This window comes from Streptomyces morookaense (genome assembly GCF_013030945.1).
Taxonomy (GTDB): domain Bacteria; phylum Actinomycetota; class Actinomycetes; order Streptomycetales; family Streptomycetaceae; genus Streptomyces; species Streptomyces morookaensis.
In genome coordinates this window covers 54,192-72,785 of sequence record NZ_JABBXF010000058.1, presented here as the reverse complement: position 1 = coordinate 72,785, position 18,594 = coordinate 54,192, and the positions used below count along the sequence as shown (strand labels likewise).

The 18,594-nt window shown below is 72.2% G+C and carries 13 protein-coding genes and 1 riboswitch; of the genes, 8 read left to right on the top strand and 5 right to left on the bottom strand.

The features are described from left to right. Positions 1 to 44: 44 nt before the first annotated feature. Positions 45 to 692 (bottom strand): L-threonylcarbamoyladenylate synthase, encoded by a 648-nt coding sequence (locus tag HG542_RS23540; RefSeq protein WP_171084631.1) that lies wholly within the window; start codon positions 690 to 692, stop codon positions 45 to 47. A gap of 358 nt (positions 693 to 1,050) precedes the next feature. Here HG542_RS23540 and HG542_RS23535 point away from each other — a divergent pair, with 358 nt between their 5' ends. Next, positions 1,051 to 2,328 (top strand): NAD(P)-binding domain-containing protein, encoded by a 1,278-nt coding sequence (locus tag HG542_RS23535; RefSeq protein WP_171084629.1) that lies wholly within the window; start codon positions 1,051 to 1,053, stop codon positions 2,326 to 2,328. Positions 2,329 to 2,426: 98 nt separating this feature from the next. On the opposite strand, the gene HG542_RS23530 is transcribed toward HG542_RS23535, so the two are convergent. Beyond that, positions 2,427 to 2,711: a hypothetical protein gene (locus HG542_RS23530; protein ID WP_171084627.1), complete on the bottom strand. Its 285-nt coding sequence runs from the start codon at positions 2,709 to 2,711 to the stop codon at positions 2,427 to 2,429. A gap of 252 nt (positions 2,712 to 2,963) precedes the next feature. After that, a riboswitch (M-box (ykoK) riboswitch) is annotated at positions 2,964 to 3,145 on the bottom strand. Between the two features lie 221 nt (positions 3,146 to 3,366). Between HG542_RS23530 and HG542_RS23525 the strand changes: the two genes are divergently transcribed. Beyond that, positions 3,367 to 3,744 carry a hypothetical protein gene (locus HG542_RS23525; protein ID WP_171084538.1) on the top strand — a complete coding sequence of 126 codons (378 nt, stop codon included), beginning with the start codon at positions 3,367 to 3,369 and terminating at the stop codon, positions 3,742 to 3,744. Between the two features lie 144 nt (positions 3,745 to 3,888). Then, positions 3,889 to 8,418 (top strand): cation-translocating P-type ATPase, encoded by a 4,530-nt coding sequence (locus HG542_RS23520; RefSeq protein ID WP_229922907.1) that lies wholly within the window; start codon positions 3,889 to 3,891, stop codon positions 8,416 to 8,418. A gap of 87 nt (positions 8,419 to 8,505) precedes the next feature. Here HG542_RS23520 and HG542_RS23515 read toward each other — a convergent pair whose 3' ends face one another. Further along, entirely contained in the window at positions 8,506 to 8,646 is a 141-nt protein-coding gene (locus tag HG542_RS23515) for a hypothetical protein (protein WP_171084624.1), read from the bottom strand. A 488-nt stretch (positions 8,647 to 9,134) separates the two neighbouring features. On the opposite strand from HG542_RS23515, the gene HG542_RS23510 reads away from it, so the two are divergent. The 5 genes from HG542_RS23510 (at position 9,135) to HG542_RS23490 (ending at position 15,798) form a co-directional block, all read left to right on the top strand. Then, the gene (locus HG542_RS23510; protein ID WP_308438101.1) at positions 9,135 to 10,802 is read left to right on the top strand and encodes an ABC transporter permease; all 1,668 of its coding nucleotides are present in this window, start codon (positions 9,135 to 9,137) and stop codon (positions 10,800 to 10,802) included. 53 nt (positions 10,803 to 10,855) lie between these two features. Beyond that, a complete protein-coding gene (locus tag HG542_RS23505; protein WP_229922902.1) occupies positions 10,856 to 12,229 on the top strand; it encodes an ABC transporter ATP-binding protein in 1,374 nt (457 codons plus the stop codon). A 131-nt stretch (positions 12,230 to 12,360) separates the two neighbouring features. Then, positions 12,361 to 13,395, top strand: a complete 1,035-nt coding sequence (locus HG542_RS23500; RefSeq protein WP_171084620.1) for a zinc-binding dehydrogenase — start codon at positions 12,361 to 12,363, stop codon at positions 13,393 to 13,395. A 59-nt stretch (positions 13,396 to 13,454) separates the two neighbouring features. After that, on the top strand, positions 13,455 to 14,183 hold the full coding sequence (locus HG542_RS23495; RefSeq protein WP_171084618.1) for a glucose 1-dehydrogenase: 729 nt from the start codon (positions 13,455 to 13,457) through the stop codon (positions 14,181 to 14,183). Positions 14,184 to 14,352: 169 nt separating this feature from the next. After that, the gene (locus HG542_RS23490) at positions 14,353 to 15,798 is read left to right on the top strand and encodes an alkaline phosphatase family protein (RefSeq protein WP_171084616.1); all 1,446 of its coding nucleotides are present in this window, start codon (positions 14,353 to 14,355) and stop codon (positions 15,796 to 15,798) included. 18 nt (positions 15,799 to 15,816) lie between these two features. On the opposite strand, the gene HG542_RS23485 is transcribed toward HG542_RS23490, so the two are convergent. Continuing rightward, the gene (locus HG542_RS23485; protein WP_227727790.1) at positions 15,817 to 16,695 is read right to left on the bottom strand and encodes a GNAT family N-acetyltransferase; all 879 of its coding nucleotides are present in this window, start codon (positions 16,693 to 16,695) and stop codon (positions 15,817 to 15,819) included. A gap of 70 nt (positions 16,696 to 16,765) precedes the next feature. Continuing rightward, on the bottom strand, positions 16,766 to 18,268 hold the full coding sequence (locus HG542_RS23480) for an alpha/beta hydrolase (RefSeq protein ID WP_171084614.1): 1,503 nt from the start codon (positions 18,266 to 18,268) through the stop codon (positions 16,766 to 16,768). Between the last annotated feature and the right edge of the window lie 326 nt (positions 18,269 to 18,594).

Below are 18,594 nucleotides of genomic sequence, written 5' to 3'. Positions count from 1 at the left end.
CGCAACCGCCCGCAGACCGGCGGACGCCGCGGACCGCCGCGCGGTCAGATGCTTTCCGTCAGGTCGGGCACGATCTTGCGGAGCCGCTCGGCGCTGATGGCACCGGCGCGCAGCAGTCGGGGGGTCGTGCCGGTGATGTCCACGATCGAGGACGGCACATCGGCCGGGGTCGGGCCTGCGTCGAGGTAGACGGCGACGGTGTCACCGAGCATCTTCTCGGCGTCCCCGCACGTCTGCGGGGAGGGCTGTCCGGTGAGGTTGGCGCTGGAAACGGCCAGCGGGCCGGTCCGGTTGAGCAGGTCGAGGGCGACCGGGTGCGCCGGCATGCGCAGAGCGACCGTGCCATGGGTCTCGCCCAGGTCCCACGTCAGCGAGGGCGAGTACCGGGCGACCAGGGTCAGTCCGCCGGGCCAGAACGCCTCGATCAGCTCCCGCGCCCGCCGGGGAACGTCGGGGAGCAGTCCGTCCAGGGCGTCCGCGGAACCGACGAGCACCGGTGACGGCATGGACCGGCCCCGCCCCTTCGCCCGGAGCACACGCCCGACCGCTTCGGGGTCGAAGGCGTCGGCGCCGACGCCGTAGACGGTGTCGGTGGGCAACACCACCAGCTCACCGCGGCGCACGGCAGCAGCGGCATCCTCCAGCCCTGTGGTGTGCTCGGAATCCTCGCGGCAGTCGTAGTGCCGGAACACGTCTTTCCTCTCCGTCCGGTGGTCGGGCTCCGGAGCCCGGGTCAGGTGGCCGGCGGCTCGTCGTGCTCGCCTGCCGGCGCGGTGCTCGCCCCGTACTGTAAGCCCACCGGCGTCGGGTCCGTCCCCCCGGTTCATCCATGCCCATGGTGGTGCCCGTCCTTGGCCGCGCCTTGTGCTGCGGACCGTGGAACGGGGTGGCGGTTTTCGCCGGGTCTCGTCCGCTTCGCGTGCCGATCTTGGTGGTGGGGCAGACTGGTGCCCGGGGAATTCAGGAGCGTGCGGGCGCCGGTGCGCAAGGCCCTGGGGCCCTGCCCGGCGTGCTCCGGCCCTGTGCGCGCGCCATCGAACGGGGGGATGGATGACGCAGTCGATTCCACAGCAGGGCACCGCCCCGGCCACGAGGCAGGCCGGCGGGCGGGGCCGGGCGGTGGTGGTGATCGGTGCCGGGCCCTACGGGCTGTCGGTGGCGGCGCATCTGCGGGCCGCCGGAGTGGACGTGCGGGTGTTCGGGGAGGTCATGGGCAGCTGGCGCCACGCGATGGCCACCGGCATGTTCCTCAAGTCCACCCCTGCCGCGACCGACTTGTCGGCCCCCATGCCGGACGGGCGGCTGGCGGACTTCCGCCGGGAGCGGGGCGAGCCGGAGCTGACCGAGCTCACACCCATCCCGTGCGAGGTGTTCACCGCCTACGGCATGTGGTTCACCGACCGGTTCGTCGGCGACGTCACCGCACGGCAGGTGACCTCCCTCGAGCGCGCCCCCGACGGCTTCACCGTGCACCTGGACGACGGAGAACCCGTACCGGCCTCGGCCGTCGTCGTCGCCACCGGTCTTCGGCCCATGGCCCACATCCCCCGGAACCTGCTGCACCTGGCACCTCAAGGACCGGGAGCCGATGCGGTGTTGTCCCACACCAGCCACCACACCGACCTCTCCCGCTACGCCGGGCAACGTGTGGCCGTGATCGGCGGCGGACAGTCGGCTTTGGAAAGCGCCGCCCTGCTCCACGAAGCCGGCGCCCACCCCCACGTCCTCATCCGCTCCGGCACAGTGCGCTGGGGAACCACCCCGGTGCTCCACCGGCCCCTCGTCAACCGCCTGGCCCGTCCCGCCTCCCCGCTCGGCAGCGGCTGGACCCTGGCCGCACTGTGCCGCGCCCCGCAGACCGTGCGCCACCTGCCCGCGCCCGCCCGCCTCCTGGTCCACCGCCGCGCGCTCGGCCCCTCCGGCGGCTGGTGGCTGCGTGAACGCGTCGACGGCATCGTCCCTCTCCACACCCACTGCCGCATCAGCCAGGCCCATCTCACCGACGGCCAGGTGCATTTGCAGCTGACCGGCGAGGAAGACGGTCTGCGCGAGTTCACCGCCGGCCATGTCCTGGCCGCCACCGGCTACCGCATCGACATCGACGCCCTGCCCTTCCTCCCCCCGCCCCTGCGCACAGCCATCGCCCGCATACCCGGCTCCAGCGCCCCACGCCTGACCGGCGCCTTCGAATCCACCGTCCCCGGCCTGTACTTCACCGGCGCACTCGCAGCACCCACCTTCGGACCCATGCTGCGCTTCGTCGCGGGCACCGCATTCGCCGCCCACCGCATCACCAGGCACCTCGCACGCCGGGCAACCCGCCGATGACACGAACCCGCGACCAGCAGCGGGGCGGCGGTATCGGCAAGGACGCGCAGCCAACGCCCCGGACTCGCCAGGCGGGTTGAAGAGCCTGGTCGCCCCGGTCAGGCCGGAGCCCCCACAGGCACCGGCGGACGGGCCGGACCGCCGTGCGGATCCCGCACCGGGCTGTCGAGTGCCTGCTCCACGAAGTGGACGGCCAACGGGAGCGCCAGGCGGGCGAGGAGCCCCGCACCGGCGGCGTCGGCCGCGGCGGCGAGGACCGGCCCGGCGTACCCCACGATCCTTCGCAGGGCCGGGCGGGACGATCCGGTGGTGACGTCGGGCAGGGGGATGGTGAGGGTGAGGCAGGTGTCGGCAGCGTTCGGCCATGTCAGTTGGATGCGCACAGCGGTCTCCGGGCAGGACGGACCCGGTCGCGGACGCACGCACGGAACAACGGCGCAGCGCGGCCGGGAGCCTCGTGCGGGCAGGGCCGGTACGCGGAAGTCGGCCGGAGCGTCAGCGACGGGTGAGTGGTGACGGGCGGGTCGGGCCGGAAGCGGGCTCCGGACTATGCCAGGGACTCAAGCCCCTCACCTCCTCGCGGCCTGGGCACTCGAGGGTGCCGGACATGGGCCGAGGAGCCTCCGCGACGCGGGAAGGCACCTCTCTCGTCACGGCTTCAGCACTGCACGGCGTATTCCCGGCCGAACTGCCTGGCCGGGCAGCCACTTGGGCGCACCCCTTAATCCGGAGTGAGCTGTCCTGACCCGGGGCGTCTCTCGACGTTCGGGGTCAGTGGCCTGTGTCCGCGCAGAAGCCTCGCCCAACGAGGTGCTGCTGCTTCGAGAATCACGAAGATGCACGGCGCCTGTCAAGCGACGTTTAGGGAAACGCACGACGGTACAGGTGAACACCGATGGACCGCTTCGCATCGGAACCATGTCCGTATTCGGAACAGGAGATTCCATGAGTGAGGGCGCCGATATACCGGCCGATATACGACCTTCGTCTTCATCGCACACGGCGGGCCGGTCAGGGGTGTTGGGGGCGGTTCAGGCAGTGGTGGACCACGTCCCCGGTACCGGCCTGGTCAAGGAGGCCGTGAACGGGACGCTGGACGTGGTCGGTTCGGTCTCTCCCCGGGCGCGCCGGGCCGCGGTGTATGCCGGTGTGGGCGTTCTGGGGGCCGCCGGCATTGTCGAGTGGCCGGTTGCGGCCGCGGGTGCCGCGGTGGTGTGGCTGACGCAGCAGCGTCCCGCAAGCGGCGGGGCGGAGGCCGCGCCGACCGGCCGGGAGCAGGGCTCGCCTGCGGGTGCCGCCACTGCCCCGAAGCAGATGAAGGACGCATCCAAGGCCTCATCGCCCACGGAGGACGGCCGGGGCGACGGCCCGGTGCCGATCGACACCGGAACGCCCTCGGACCGGGCGGCCGACTGACTGACCGTCGGCATCAGCTGTTGCCCGCCCGGCCGCCCGGCCGTCCCGGGCACAGCAGTTGCCATCTCCGCACCGTGGCCATGCCCGGTGCGCACATCTCGTGAGAGTAGGACAGTGGTTCTGCGTTTGCTGACAGGCTTGCCCGTGGCCGGACTCGGCTCGATCGTCACCGCTCCGGCCCGGGCCGTGAGCCGCCTCGCTCCCTCGCCCCGCGCACTGTGGCACGGGGCGGGCGAGCTGGCGTCGGCCGGAGTGCACACCGCGGCAAGCGGGGCGGCCGAGGTATCGGCGACAGCCGTGCGGGTGGCCCGGGTGACCCGTAACGCACTGGCGCCCGGCGACGGTCACTGGCGTGCAGGGAACCGGATCCAGCTGCCGCTGCGCCCGCGCCCCGGAGCCACCGCCGCCGGGGCGTCGCGGCCGAGGGCCGCCGCGCAGAAGGTGGCCGCTGTGCTGCTGGAGCATCCCGACGTGCTCCTCGCCTACTGGGACGGCGGTCTGTCCCGGCTGGTGGTGCAGGTGGCCGAGCAGGACGTACTCGACGCGGTCGAGCGCCGGGCGGAGAAACTCGCCGCCCGGTACGGACTCGAGCACGCAGCCGGCAAGGAGGAGCCCGGCCTTCCGCATCCGGGGAGCACAGCCGATGTGCGCACCGCCGCTGTGCTCCTGGCCTGTGATGCCGCGGGCATCGCCACGGCACTGACGGCGCGCGTGATGCGTCTGCGGAAGTCTCCGCGGCTGCTCACGGCGGCGGTGACGCTGCTGCGGGAGGACTCCCGGGTACGCGGCGTGCTGCGCCGCCGACTCGGCGCGGCCGGGGCCGACACGGTGCTGGCTGCGGTCTATGCCGCGACGCACGCGCTGGGGCAGTCACCGACGACCCTCATGCTGGACGGGGCCTTGCGCACGGGCCAGTTGGCCGAGGCGCTGGCCCGGGCCGCGGCGTTCGACGCCGCCCACGACAGCGTCTGCGCTCCGGACCGCACGAGCCTGTCCGGAGCCGGGGTGCCCAGGCCGCCGCTCCGGCCGGATCCGGGCGAGGAGTACGCCGACGCCGCGGTCACCGGCAGCCTGGTGGGCGCGGCGGCATCACTGGTGTTCACCCGCAGCACGGCCGGTGCCGCGGAGGCGGTCCTGGCCGGATCGCCCAAGGCGGCACGCTACGGCCCGGCGGCCTTCACCGCCGCCCTGAGCAGCGTCCTGGCCCAGGGCGACGCGCTGGTCCGGAACGTCGGGCGCCTGCGTCAACTGCAGCTCGTGGACACGGTCGTTCTGCACCCCCGCGCGCTGCACGGCCGGCGGCGGGTGGTCCTCGACGTCGAGCCCGGCGCATCGTCGTCGTGGGACCACGACCGGCTCTGGCACGCGGCGACCGCGGCACTGCGCGGTGCCGAGGGCGCGGCAGGGGGCGTCAACCCGCCTGCGGTGAGCCTGCGTTCGGCATCCGGCGACGACACGGCAAACACCGGCTCGATGCTCGCATCCGCCGACGGTGAGGACGTCGGCACCGTGCTGGTCGGCTGGGAGCTCGACCCGCGCGCCGAGGCGGTACTGGACGCGGCGCGCCGGGCCGACCTGAACGTCGTGATGATGGACGATCCTTCGCTCGGCGACTTCGCGGCACTGGCCGACACCGTCGTCGCCCCGGAACGGCCCCTGGCCGACGTCGTGCGGGAGCTGCAGGAGAGCGGCAAGGTCGTCATGACCATCACGCGCATCGGCCAGGATGACGCCGGGGATCACGGGACACTCGCCGGGCTGCTGGCCGGCGACCTCGCCGTATCCCTCACCGACGAGTGCAGCGCGGTGATCTGGGATGCCGATGTCCTCGCGCTGAACGGGCTGGAGGGGGTGTGGCGGCTGCTGACGGCCGCTCCCGCCGCGCGGGCCGTCGGCAGCCGCTCCAAGGTCCTCGCCCAGTCGGGTGCGGCGCTGTCCGGGCTCCTGGTCGTCACGGGAGGCTCGCCGGCCCGGCGCATGCCGCTGCCGGCCGGGATCCGGCTCAGCCCTGTCAACGTCGCTGCCGGCGGGGCCCTGTTCACGGGCTGGCGGGCCGCGTACGCCACCGCCGGCCGCAGGGCGCCCCGTCCGGCACCGCGCGTACCGTGGCACGCCCTGCAGCCCGCCGAGGCACTGTCCCGGCTGGCGAGCATGCCCCGGACCGCCCCCACCGTGCTGTCCCGGCTGCGCGGAAGTGCGCAGGCCGCGACCGGGCTGCCGGTCTTCGCCCCGGCGCGCACGGCGGTGTCCTTGTTCACGGCCGTGCGGGCCGAGCTCGACGACCCCCTCACCCCCGTGCTCGCCGTCGGAGCGGCCGCTTCGGCCGTTCTCGGCTCCGGCGTCGACGCGCTGCTGGTCTCCGGCGCGTTGGGGATGAACGCCGTGGTGGGCGGGGTGCAGCGGCTGCGTGCCGAGCGCGCCCTGGAAGAGCTCTCGGCGGGACAGCGGCAGACGGCGCGGCGCGTCACCCATGCCCGGGCGGGGACGACGGCGGTCGTCGACGCCGCCCGGCTGGCTCCCGGCGACGTGGTCGAACTGACCACCGGCGACGTGGTGCCGGCCGATGCCCGGCTGCTGGAGGCCGCCGATCTGGAGGTGGACGAATCCGCCCTGACGGGCGAGTCGTTGCCGGCCGGCAAGCGGGTGGCCGCCACACCCGGTGCGGCGGTGGCGGACCGCAGTTGCATGGTCTACGAGGGCACCACCGTGGTCGCAGGCTGCGGCCGGGCCGTCGTGGTGGGCACAGGCGACCAGACCCAGGCCGGACGGGCCGCGTCGCTGGCGTCCCGGACCCCGGCCGCCGAAGGGGTGCAGGCACGGCTGCAGGAGCTCACGAAGAAGGTGCTGCCGCTCACCCTCGCCGGCGGGGTGGCCGTCACGGCCCTGTCCCTGCTGCGCGGACGGCCGGTGCGCGAAGCCGTCGGCGGGGGCGTGGCAGTTGCCGTGGCCGCGGTCCCGGAAGGCCTCCCGCTGGTGGCGACGGTCGCGCAGATGGCCGCCGCCCGCAGGCTCAGTCGGCACGGGATCCTGGTCCGTACTCCCCGCACCCTGGAGGCGCTGGGCCGGATCGACACCATCTGCTTCGACAAGACCGGCACCCTGACCGAGAACCGCCTGCACGTCGTCCACCTGGTCACCGCCCGGGGCACCGTCCACGCCGCCGACGAACCCGAAGCCGCCGCGGTGTTGCAGGCCGCGGCCCGCACGTGCCCGCACCCCGACGGGACGGGCGCACACGCGCACGCCACCGACGAGGCCGTCCTGGCCGCGGCCGGGGACGACCCGGACTGGAGCGAGACCGTCGCCCAGCCCTTCGAGGCCAGCCGCGGCTACGCGGCAGCCGTGGGACACACCGCGGACGGCGACGCGGACCTGCTGGTGGTCAAGGGCGCGCCGGAGGTCGTGCTGCCGTGCTGCACGGACGTCCCCGCCGACGCGGAGGAGAGCGCGCAGTCCCTGGCAGGACGGGGACTGCGTGTCCTGGCCGTCGCCCGGCACCGGCTCCGGCCGGACGAGGTGTCCGACGTGCTGGACAAGCCCTTCCGGGAGCTGGAGTTGCTGGGTTTCGTGGCGCTGGCGGACACCCCGCGGGCCGATGCGGCTCCCCTGGTGGCCGGGCTGCGCCGGGCCGGGGTGCGGCCCGTGGTCCTGACCGGCGACCACCCGCAGACCGCCAGGGCCGTGGCGGCGGCCCTGGGCTGGCCGGAGGACGTCAAGGTGGTCACCGGTCACCGGCTGGCCGCCGTCGACCGGGCGGGGAGGGCCGAACTCCTGCGGGACTGCGGTGTGGTGGCGCGCGTCGCACCGGAACAGAAGCTCCAGGTGATCGAGGCGCTCCGGGAGGCCGGGCGCGTGGTGGCCATGGTGGGCGACGGCGCGAACGACGCGGCCGCCATCCGCGCCGCAGATGTGGGCATCGGGATAGCGGCCCGCGGGTCCGCCGCGGCCCGCAATGCGGCGGATCTGGTCGTCACCGGCGACGAACTGTCCGTCCTGGTCGACGCGGTGGCGGAGGGCCGGGCCCTGTGGCGCAGTGTGGCCGATGCCATCAGCATCCTGATCGGCGGCAACTTCGGCGAGGTGGGCTTCACCGTGCTCGGCACGCTGCTGGATGGCGCATCGCCGCTGTCCACACGGCAGTTGCTGCTGGTCAACCTGCTCACCGACATGTTCCCTGCCATGGCGGTCGCGGTCACGCCGCAGGACGCGGAGCCGGGCGAGGAAGCGCTCCCGCCCGGCGCCTCACCGGTGGGCACCGCCGTCCTCGGCGCCCCGCTGACCCACCAGATCCGCCGACGCGGCGTGGTCACCGGGCTCGGTGCGACGACGGCATGGCTGATCGGCCGCCTCACCCCGGGCTCGGCACGGCGCACCAGCACCATGGCCCTGTGCGGTGTGGTGGGAGCCCAGCTCACCCAGACCATCAAAGGCCGGCGGCGCAGCCCGCTGGTCGTGGCGACCGCGGTCGGCTCCGCCCTCGTCCTTGCCGGCATCGTCCAGACCCCGGTGGTCAGCCACTTCTTCGGCTGCACACCGCTGGGACCCGTGGCCTGGACGGGAGTCGGCGCGGCGATCGGCACCGCCGCGCTCGCCCCCTGGCTGCTGCCGCCCGCCGAGCGGCTGCTGTCCCGACTGGCGGACACGGTGCGGCCGGTCGTGCAGATATCCCACTGACGGCCGGACCACGGTTCCGGCGCGGAGCACACCGCAGCGTGGCTCCGCGCCGGGCAACCCGGAGGCCATCCGGGCAAGGCCAGGGTTTCAGGAAGGGTCGCACGGCTCCAGGAACGCAAGGCGGTTGCCGACCTTGTCGAAGGTCTGGAGGCGGTCGAATCCGGGGAGGCCGTCCTCCCAGGTGACCGGGTGCCCTTTGTCCTCGAGCCGCCGCTCCGTCATGCCCATCCGACGCTCATGACAGGCGGGGGCCCGACTGCCCGGCCCCGTCAAGGGGCGTGCAATACAGGGGCTTTCACGGCTCCTGGCGGGTTTGGGCGGACCACCAGGCGTTCCAGTGCGGCTGTTCCGGTCACCGAGCGGCGGAGGCCGGCGAAGACTTACGGATACGGGGCCGACTGTGGCCCGGACTGCTGCAACTGCTGCCATCCATGTCTCTCGCCTCCTCCCGGCCGGGGCGCATGCGGGCGCCGGACGACACGGCAAGGAGCGGACCGGCCCCTTGGACGGCCGGCTCACCCCAACTCGTCGGAACCGGGGCCACCCCGCCGGCCACGTACGTGTTGGCAGCCGAGGTGCGGCAGGAATTCTGCCTGGCGTGATCTCCTGACCGGAACGGGCGTGCCGGGAGAGCACGGAGGTGACTGATGGCGGATACGAGCGGATTCCCTTCCCGGAGAGTATGGCGGCGGCCGCCGTCGCGGTGGGTCGACTTGGTGGTCGCGGCGGCTCTGGTCGCACTGTTGTACGGGCTGTTGCGGCTGGCTCCGTCGCTCAACGCGCCGTTTCTGCCGAATACGGCGCCCAAGGCGGTGTCGACGGATCCGTCGAACCTGCCCTTCTACGCGGTGCGGTCCCTGCTGCGCATGTTCGTCGCTCTCCTCGCGTCGGTGCTGTTCACCTTTGTGTACGCCACGGCGGCGGCGCGGCTGCGCAGGGCGGACAAAGTCCTGCTGCCGGTGCTGGACATCCTGCAGTCGGTGCCCGTCCTGGGATTCCTGTCGGTGACGGTCACCGCGTTCATCAGCCTCTTCCCGGGTTCCGAGCTCGGTCTGGAGTGCGCCTCCATCTTCGCGATCTTCACAGCGATGGCATGGAACATGACGTTCGCCTTCCACGCCTCGCTGGTCTCCCAGCCGCGGGAACTCGACGAAGCGGCCCGGGTGATGCGGCTGACGAAGTGGCAGCGGTTCTGGCAGCTGGACGTGCCCAGCGGGGTGATTCCGCTGGTGTGGAACGGGATGATGAGTTTCGGCGGAGCCTGGTTCTTCCTGGCCGCTTCGGAGTCCATCTCCGTGCTCAACCACCAGTTCGCGCTGCCCGGCATGGGGTCCTACGCCGCCGCCGCGATCGCCCAGGGGGACCTGGGCAAGGTGGGCAACGCCATCGCGGTGATGGTCGTCCTGGTGATCGGCGTCAACGTGCTGTTCTGGCGGCCGGTGACCGCCTGGTCGGAGCGGTTCCGGGTCGAGGAGTCCCGGGCCGCCGAGCATCCCCGCAGCCTTGTGCTGGACTTTCTGCGGCGCTCGCAGGTGCCGCGGCTGTTGGCGCGGCCCCTGAAGCCGCTCTGGCCCGTGCTGGACCGGCTGACGCGGCCGTTCGGGCTGGCCCAGCACGCCATCGGAGTGTCGCCGGCCCGGGAGCGGACCGGGGACGTGTTCTTCGCCGGAGCGGTCAGCGCGGTCGTCGCCTACGGGGCCTGGAAAGCCTGTACCTATGTGAACGCGAACGTCGGTTTCGGCGCGTTCGGCTCCGCGCTGGCGCTGGGCGCGGCCACCTTCGGCCGCGTGGTGGTGCTCACCATCGCCGCGACGCTGGTGTGGGTGCCGGTCGGGGTGTGGATCGGGATGAATCCCCGGGTGACCCGGTTCGCCCAGCCGGTCGTCCAGGTCCTGGCCAGTTTCCCCGCGAACTTTCTCTTCCCCTTCGCCACAGCGGTCTTCGTCGTGCTGGGCATCTCGCTGAACTTCGGGGCGATCCTGCTGATGGCGCTGGGGGCACAGTGGTACATCCTCTTCAACGTCATCGCGGGCGCCTCGGCGATCCCGTCCGATCTGCGGGAGGCGATGACGACGTTCCGGGTGAGCGGGTGGCTGCGCTGGCGGCAGTTCATCCTGCCCGCCGTCTTCCCGTCCTACGTCACCGGAGGCATCACGGCTGCGGGCGGGGCGTGGAACGCCTCGATCGTCGCCGAGGTGGTCGACTACGGACAGCACCACCTGGCCGCGACCGGACTCGGCGCCTACATCACCGAAGCCACCGCCACCGGGAACTTCCCGAAGATCCTGGTGGGCATCTTCGCCATGAGCCTGTACGTCGTCGCCGCGAACCGGCTGTTCTGGCGCCGCCTCTACCGGCTGGCCGAGACCCGCTACGCCCTCTGACCCCCGTCCCCTTCTCCGCCCGTCCGCCCTTTCCAGTTCCCGAGGCAGGATCCGTGAACAGCAGCGAAGCCACCATGACCGGACCGCGTGCGCCGGGCGAGGCGATCGTCCGGGCCGACGCGGTGACCAAGACGTTCACCACACCGGACGGCGGTGCCCTGCCGGTACTGGACGGCATCAGTTTCGACCTGGCCGAGGGCGAGATCGTCGCCCTGCTGGGCAAGTCCGGGTCCGGCAAGTCGACGTTGCTGCGCTGCGTGGCCGGCCTGATCGCCCCCTCGTCCGGCTCGGTCTTCTACCGGGGCACACCGCTGACCGGTGCCAACCCGGGAGTGTCGATGGTCTTCCAGTCCTTTGCGCTGCTGCCCTGGCTGACGGTGCAGCAGAACGTCGAACTCGGCCTCGCGGCACTGGGCGTGGGGGAGGAGGAGCGTCGCCGACGTGCCCTGAAGGCCATCGACCTGATCGGTCTGGACGGCTTCGAGTCGGCCTATCCCAAGGAACTGTCCGGCGGCATGCGCCAGCGCGTGGGATTCGCGCGCGGCATCGTGGTCGAACCCGACGCACTCTTGATGGACGAGCCCTTCTCCGCCCTGGACGTGCTGACCGCCGAAAACCTCCGCACCGAACTCGTCGGCCTGTGGGAAGGCCACGAGGCGCCGGTGAAGTCGATCCTGATCGTCACCCACAACATCGAGGAAGCCGTGCTGCTGGCCGACCGGATTCTGGTCCTTTCCTCCAACCCCGGCCGTATCCAGGCCGAACTCACCGTCGACCTGCCCCGTCCCCGTAACCGGCAGCACCACCGCTTCGAGGCCCTGGTCGACACGGTCTATGCCATCCTCACCGGCCGTGAGGCAGCAGCAGCCGCCGTTGTCGAAGCCCCGGCGCCGCCGGGTGGCCAGGCCCGTCCGGCGCCCGCGCCGACCCCCATCAGCGCCCCGCTGCCGGACGTCAGGGTCGGCGGTCTGGCGGGCCTTCTGGAGATCCTCATCGCGCGCGGGGGCGAGGACGGACTGGCCGAGATCGCCGATGAGCTCAACTTCGAGGTCGACGACCTCCTGCCCCTGGTCGATGCCTCTGTGATGCTCGGCCTCGCGCGCCTGGACGGCCCACGGATCACCATCACCGACACCGGCCGCGAGTTCTCCGCCGCCGACATCCTCACCAGCAAGAGGCTCTTCGCCCGCCACGCCGCCGCCCGTGCCCCGCTGGTCCGTGCGATCGTCCAGGCCCTGGCCGCGACCGAGGGCCATGCCCTCCGCGAAGACTTCTTCCTGGACCTTCTCCGGCGCGGGTTCTCGGCGGACGAAGCGCGCAACCAGCTGGAGACCGCGATCGACTGGGGGCGCTATGGCGAGTTGTACGACTACGACCGTGACGACGGCAAGCTGACCCTGGAGCCAGGTGCCCAGGACGCGTTGTAGTCACCCGGGTCAAGAACCAGGTCGAGAAACGGCCCCGCCTTGCAGAGCTGCGCAGGACTGGCAACGCTGGAAGAACCGGGAGAAAAACGGAAAAAGCCGAAAAGCCCAAGAAAACGCAGGTAGAGATTCCCATGCGAGCAACGCTGATCTACGGGGCCGGGGACGTGCGCGTGGAGGACGTGCCCGACCCCCGCGTACAGGAACCCACCGACGCCGTGGTGCGCGTCCTGCGCACGTGCATCTGCGGCAGCGACCTGTGGCCCTACGGGTCCAGACCGGCCACGGAAGAGGGCGACCGCATCGGCCACGAGTTCCTCGGCGTCGTACAGGACACCGGGGCGGACGTGACCGGGCCGGCGCCCGGGGACATCGTCGTCGCGCCCTTCGCCTACGCCGACAACACCTGCGCGTACTGCGTCGAGGGCCTGCACACCTCCTGCCCGCGCGGCGGCTACTGGGCGCAGAACGGCGTGGACGGGGGCCAGGGCGAGGCCGTGCGGGTGCCCTTCGCCGACGGGACGCTGGTGAGGCTGCCCGTCGGCGAGGACTCCCCGCTGCTGCCGTCGCTGCTCACCCTGTCCGACGTCTTCTGCACCGGTCACCACTGCGCGGTGACGGCCGGCGCCGGACCGCGCACGTCGGTGACGGTGATCGGTGACGGCGCCGTCGGCCTGTCGGCGGTGCTGGCCGCCCGGCGGCTCGGCGCGGAACGGATCGTGCTGATGGGCCGCCACCGCACCCGCACCGACCTGGGGCGCGACTTCGGTGCCACCGATGTGGTCCCCGAGCGCGGCGAGGAGGGCGTCGAGCGGGTACGGGAGCTGACGGGTGGCGAGGGCACCCGGGTGGTGCTGGAGTGCGTCGGCACCGAGGCGGCCCTGGAGACCGCGTTCGGCGTCGTGCGCGACGGCGGGACGGTGAGCCGCGTCGGCGTGCCGCAGTACGAGAAGGGGCCCGTCGGATATGCCATGTTCGGCCGCAACATCACCCTCACCGGAGGCGTCGCGCCGGCCCGCGCCTACATCGAGGAACTGCTGCCCGACGTCCTCGACGGCACGATCGAGCCCGGCCGCGTCTTCGACAGCACGGTCGGCCTGGACGGCGTGCCGGACGGCTACCGGGCCATGGCCGACCGCACGGCCCTGAAAGTGCTCGTCCGGCCTTGACCTTCGCCCGCCCTTGATATTTTTCCCGTCACGTGTTCGCGACCACCGGGAGCAGGCGCATGGGAAAGCTGCAGGGGAAAACCGCGGTCATCACCGGCGGCACATCGGGAATCGGGCTGGCCACGGCGAAACTCTTCGCCGAAGAGGGCGCCCGCGTCTTCGTCATGGGCCGCCGGCAGAAGGAACTCGACGAAGCGGTGAAGGAAATCGGCAGCAATGCCACCGGCGTTCGGGGCGATGTCGCCGAACTCGCCGATCTGGACCGGCTGTACGAGGCCGTGCGGGCCGAGGGGCGCCTCGACGTCGTCTTCGCCAACGCCGGCGTCGGCGACCCCGCCCTTCTGGAAGCCGTCACCGAAGACCACTTCGACAAGATCTTCGATGTCAATGTGAAGGGCGCGCTCTTCACGGTGCAGAAGGCCTTGCCGCTCCTGAACGACGGCGCCTCCGTCATCCTCACCGGCTCCGTCGCCGGCAGCAAGGGAACGCCCACGCACTCGGTCTACGGCGCCAGCAAGGCGGCCGTCCGCGATTTCGTGCGCGTATGGACGGCGGAGCTCAAGGACCGCCGCATCCGCTCCAACGTCCTCAGCCCCGGACCCGTCGTGACGCCCATGCTCGCGGCGCAGCCGCAGGACGCCGTTGCGCAGCTGGTGGCCGGTATTCCGCTGGGGCGCGCCGGAGAGCCGGAGGAGGTCGCCAGAGCAGCACTCTTCCTGGCATCCGACGACTCCAGCTTCATCACCGGCATCGAACTGTTCGTCGACGGCGGCCGGGCCCAGATCTGAGCCGGAGCCCCGGCGTCAAGACGGGATGAACCACTCGTCCGGAAAGGTGATTATTGCTCTCTGATGCCCCATGAGACGCCACTGATGCAGCAGTCTCGTCGTCAATGCCGGGCGATCGCCGGGTGCGATCGTCCGCGCGGCAGGTGGAGACGGCTGTGGCGGAGGACGGATGACGGGTATCAGTCGGCGCAGACTCCTGACCGGTGCAGCGGCTGCTGCCCTCGGCGGGACCACGTTCTCGGCACTGCCGGGGAGCGTGCAGCGGGCGGTGGCAGCAGGCCCCGCCCGGAGCGGTTCGCTCAAGGACGTCCGGCACGTGGTCCTGCTGATGCAGGAGAACAGATCGTTCGACCACTACTTCGGCACCCTCAAGGGGGTACGCGGCTTCGACGACCCCCACGCGCTCAGGCTGTCGAACGGCCGCAACGTCTTCCACCAGCCCGACAGCGCACACCCCGAGGGGTACCTGCTGCCCTTCCGCCTGGACACGCACAAGACCAGCGCCCAGTCCATCCCCTCCACCAGCCACGCCTGGGACGTGCAGCACGAGGCCTGGAACGGCGGCCGGATGGACCGGTGGATGCCCGCGCACCGGCACGCGGACGGCGCCGACGCGCCCTATGTGATGGGCTATCACACGCGCGAGGACATCCCCTTCCAGTTCGCCCTGGCCGAGGCGTTCACCGTCTGCGACAACTACTTCTGCTCGGTCCTGGGCCCCACCTGGCCCAACCGCCTGCACTGGATGTCCGGCACGATCGACCCCGGCGGAACCCGCGGCGGCCCCGTCATCACGAACGACTACCCGCCCACCTTCTACCGGTGGACCACCTACGCCGAACGCCTGCAGGACGCGGGCTTCAGCTGGCAGGTCTACCAGGGCCGGGACAACGGCTCCTACAACGTGCTCAACGGCTTCAAACAGTTCCGGGAGGCCCGGCCCGGCGAACCCCTGTACGAACGCGGCATGCGCAGGCTGCCCGAGGACGCCTTCGAGGACGACGTCCGCAACGACCGCCTCCCCGCGGTCTCCTGGCTCATCCCCTCCACCGCCGAATCGGAGCACCCCGATTCCCTGCCGGCGGCGGGCGCCGACTACGTCGCCCGGAAACTCGAGGCCATCGCCGGCAATCCGGACGTCTGGAACAAGACCGTCTTCATCCTCAACTACGACGAGAACGACGGCCTCTTCGACCACGTCCCCCCGCCCGTGCCCCTGGAGGGGACCAAGGGCGAATTCGTGTCGGGCCGGCCGATCGGCGGCGGCTTCCGGGTGCCCTGCCTCATCATCTCGCCCTGGACCGTGGGCGGCTGGGTCGCCCAGGAGGCATTCGACCACACCTCGTGTCTGCGCTTCCTGGAAAGCTGGACGGCGGCCCACGGCAGGGAAGTACGGGAGCCCAACATCAGCGCCTGGCGGCGCCGCACCTTCGGCGACCTCACCTCCGCCTTCGGCTTCGCCGCCCCCGCCCGCAAGCCGCCCCGCCTGCCGGCCGACACCCGCGAACAACTGGCGGAGGCCCGACAGGAAGTGGCCACCCTCCCCAAGCCGGCCTTCCCCACCACCGGCCAGACCCCGCCCCGCCAGGAGCAGGGATCGCGCCGGCACCGGTGAGCAGCAGCACGGCCCGCGTCAGAGAAAGTGCCCGCTGGCGAGATACGGAGCCGGCTCCCTCATCCCCCGGACCGCGAGGTATCCCTCCTGGCCGATGTCGAGACGGGCGGCCAGACCGACGTCGACAGCCCACTCGTTGGCCGTGGTGATGCAGTTGACGAGCGTGTCGCCGCGCGACGAGGCCAGGGCCTCCCACAACAGCTGCCTCGCAGTGTCCGGGTGTGCGGCGGCCAGGAGCAGCGGACGCCCCCGGTCGTCGAGGTAGACGTACCCCGGCCTGTCCCCGGCCCGGGAGACCACCAGCCGCAAGGAACCGAGCATGTAGCGGTGATCGGGGCCGTGACCGGCTCCCCGGAGGTTCTCGTCGAGCCGGTCCATCCACTCCAGGTCGTCACCCCCGCCGTCACGCAGCCCCGTCACCGCCGGCAGCGCGGAACGGTCGACCGTACCGACCATGCGCATCTGCGGGAGCAGCGAGAAACCCGCCAGCCGGTACCGGCGGGTCGCCGCGGGATGAACGGTCGAGGAGAACAGGCCCCGGCGGCCCTCCGCGTGCACCAGGACGACGTCCAGCAGCCGTTTGCCGATGCCCTTGCCCTGGTGACCGGGCAGCACCCCGTAGGTCGCCAAGTACCAGAGCCGGCCGCGGTTCTGCGAGACCGCGAAGCCGACGACTGCGCCTGCGTCCGTCGCCACCCAGCAGCCTCCCGGATCCACGGAGAGGAAGTACCGCATCCGGTCGATCCACTGCTGCGTCCCGGACGCCGGACGGGGCTGCACCTCCGGTTCACCGGCCCTCCGGCCGAGCCGGTCCGCTTCGAGGAACGTCACTGCCGAGGCGCGCTCTGCGGCAGGGAGATCGCTCTCCTGCATCGGCCTCACCTGCACGGAGTCCATTCCGCCAACGTACCGGCCGCTCCGGCCGGTGGGCACGCGAATTTTTCCCGGCCGGAGCTGCCGAGGCGCCTCAGCTCCCCAGGTGCCCCAGCACCGAGCGCATCGCGCGCTCCACCGCGCTCCGGGCCTGCCCGGTGTGGTCGATCGTCTCGAAGCCGTGGTGCGCGTCCGGCACGTCGATCACCTCGACGCGGGCTCCGCAGTCCCCGGCGGCGGCGAGGAACTCCTCGACCGTCGCCGTGAACTCCGCCTTCTCCAGCCCCACCCGGGTCAGCACGACGGGAAGCCGCCCGGCCGTCCGCACCCCGGCCGCGGGACGGAAGCGGTCGTCGGCAAGACCCCAGCCCGGCGGCGGAGAGAACAGGGGATACGTCGCCGCCACGCACCGCAGCCACGGCGGGGGAGCGGCAAGCCACTCCGCCGACAGCAGGGCGCCGCCGGAGAAGAACCACAGGGCGACGCGGTCCGCGTCGACGCGCGGATCGGCCCGCACGAGGTCGACCGCCGCGGCGACGTCCTCGGCGGCACGCCCGTAGTCGCCGATACCGTGCAGCCGGTGGTCCACCACCGCGCCGACCGCCCCCAGATGCGCCGCGTACCGGGCGTAGCCGACGAAGGCCGGCCAGTTGCGCGGCGTCGGCTGCACGTGCTCGGACACCGGGCCGCCGTGGACGAACACCACGGCCGGGCAGGGGCGTTCCGCATCCGGCAGATGGAGATCGACGCGGCCCGTCCGCTCCCGGGGCCGACCGGGCACGTCCATGAGGAACCGCCCGAGATACGCGGGCCGTTCGGGTGCCGCCGCGGTCAGCCGGTGCCCCTCTCCGGCGGCGGCCCGCAGGAGCACGCCGGCCAGTTCGGCGGGGGCGGAGAGCATCGGCCAGTGCCCGGTGCCGAGTTCGAGGAAGCCCACCTCCGGGTCGACGAGGGCACGGAACCGGGGGTCCCCGAGCCGCACTTGTGCCTCGACCATGGTGATGCTCGACCCGTTGGCGGTGCACAGGATGCCGGTCGTCGGCAGCCCGGCCGCGGTCCCCGACAGCCGCAGCGGCTGGGTGAGCGTACGCACCGGCTGCGGTACGGCCAGGCGGGTCAGGCGCGCCAGCGCGTCCTCGGGCACGTCCGCGATGCTGCCCCAGCGCTGCCAGGCATCGGACGCGGGCGGCGGCACGGGCCGGCTGTCCCCGGCCGGCTGCTCCGCCAGCCGGTCGCGGATCGCCTGGTCGGGCACGAGCCTGACGGCCGGTGCGCCGTCCTCGGGCATCCCCGCGTCCAGGTAGACGATCCGGGCGACCCGCCCCGGGCGCCGCTCGGCGGCGCCGAGCACCGGGTGGATGCCGTAGCCGTGACCGACCAGCACCAGGTCGGGCGCCTCCGCGTGGTCGACGAGCTGCACCACGTCCTCGATGTGCGTCTCCAAGTCCGTGTCCGGACGGGCCAGATGACGGCGGTCGCCCATGCCGGTGAGGGTGGCCGGATGCACCTCCGCCCCAGACTCCCTCAGCCGGGCGGCGGTTTCCCGCCAGATCCAGCCTCCGGTGCAGATCTCCGACACCAGCACGAATGCCGTCATGGGCCTCTCCTCGTCCACTCGGTCCGCACGGCCGGCCCATCGGACCGCCCGCGTTCCCGTGCACGCTAGGAACTCCCCCTGGGGGAGATTCAAGGCACCCGCAGCCGGGGAACGAGGAGAAGGGTCATGACCGGCACCCGTCCGTGAACCGCAATGCGCAGTGCAGCGTCCGGTCCCTCTTCACACGGCACGCCCGTCGGCACCCCGGTCGACATCACCGTCGACCGGGGTGCCGACGGGCGTGCCGTCGCGCTTGTAGGTCGTCAGCAGGACGACGCGCTGCTTGACGAACGGTGCCAGGTCAGGACTCGTCGGCTCTGCCGTAC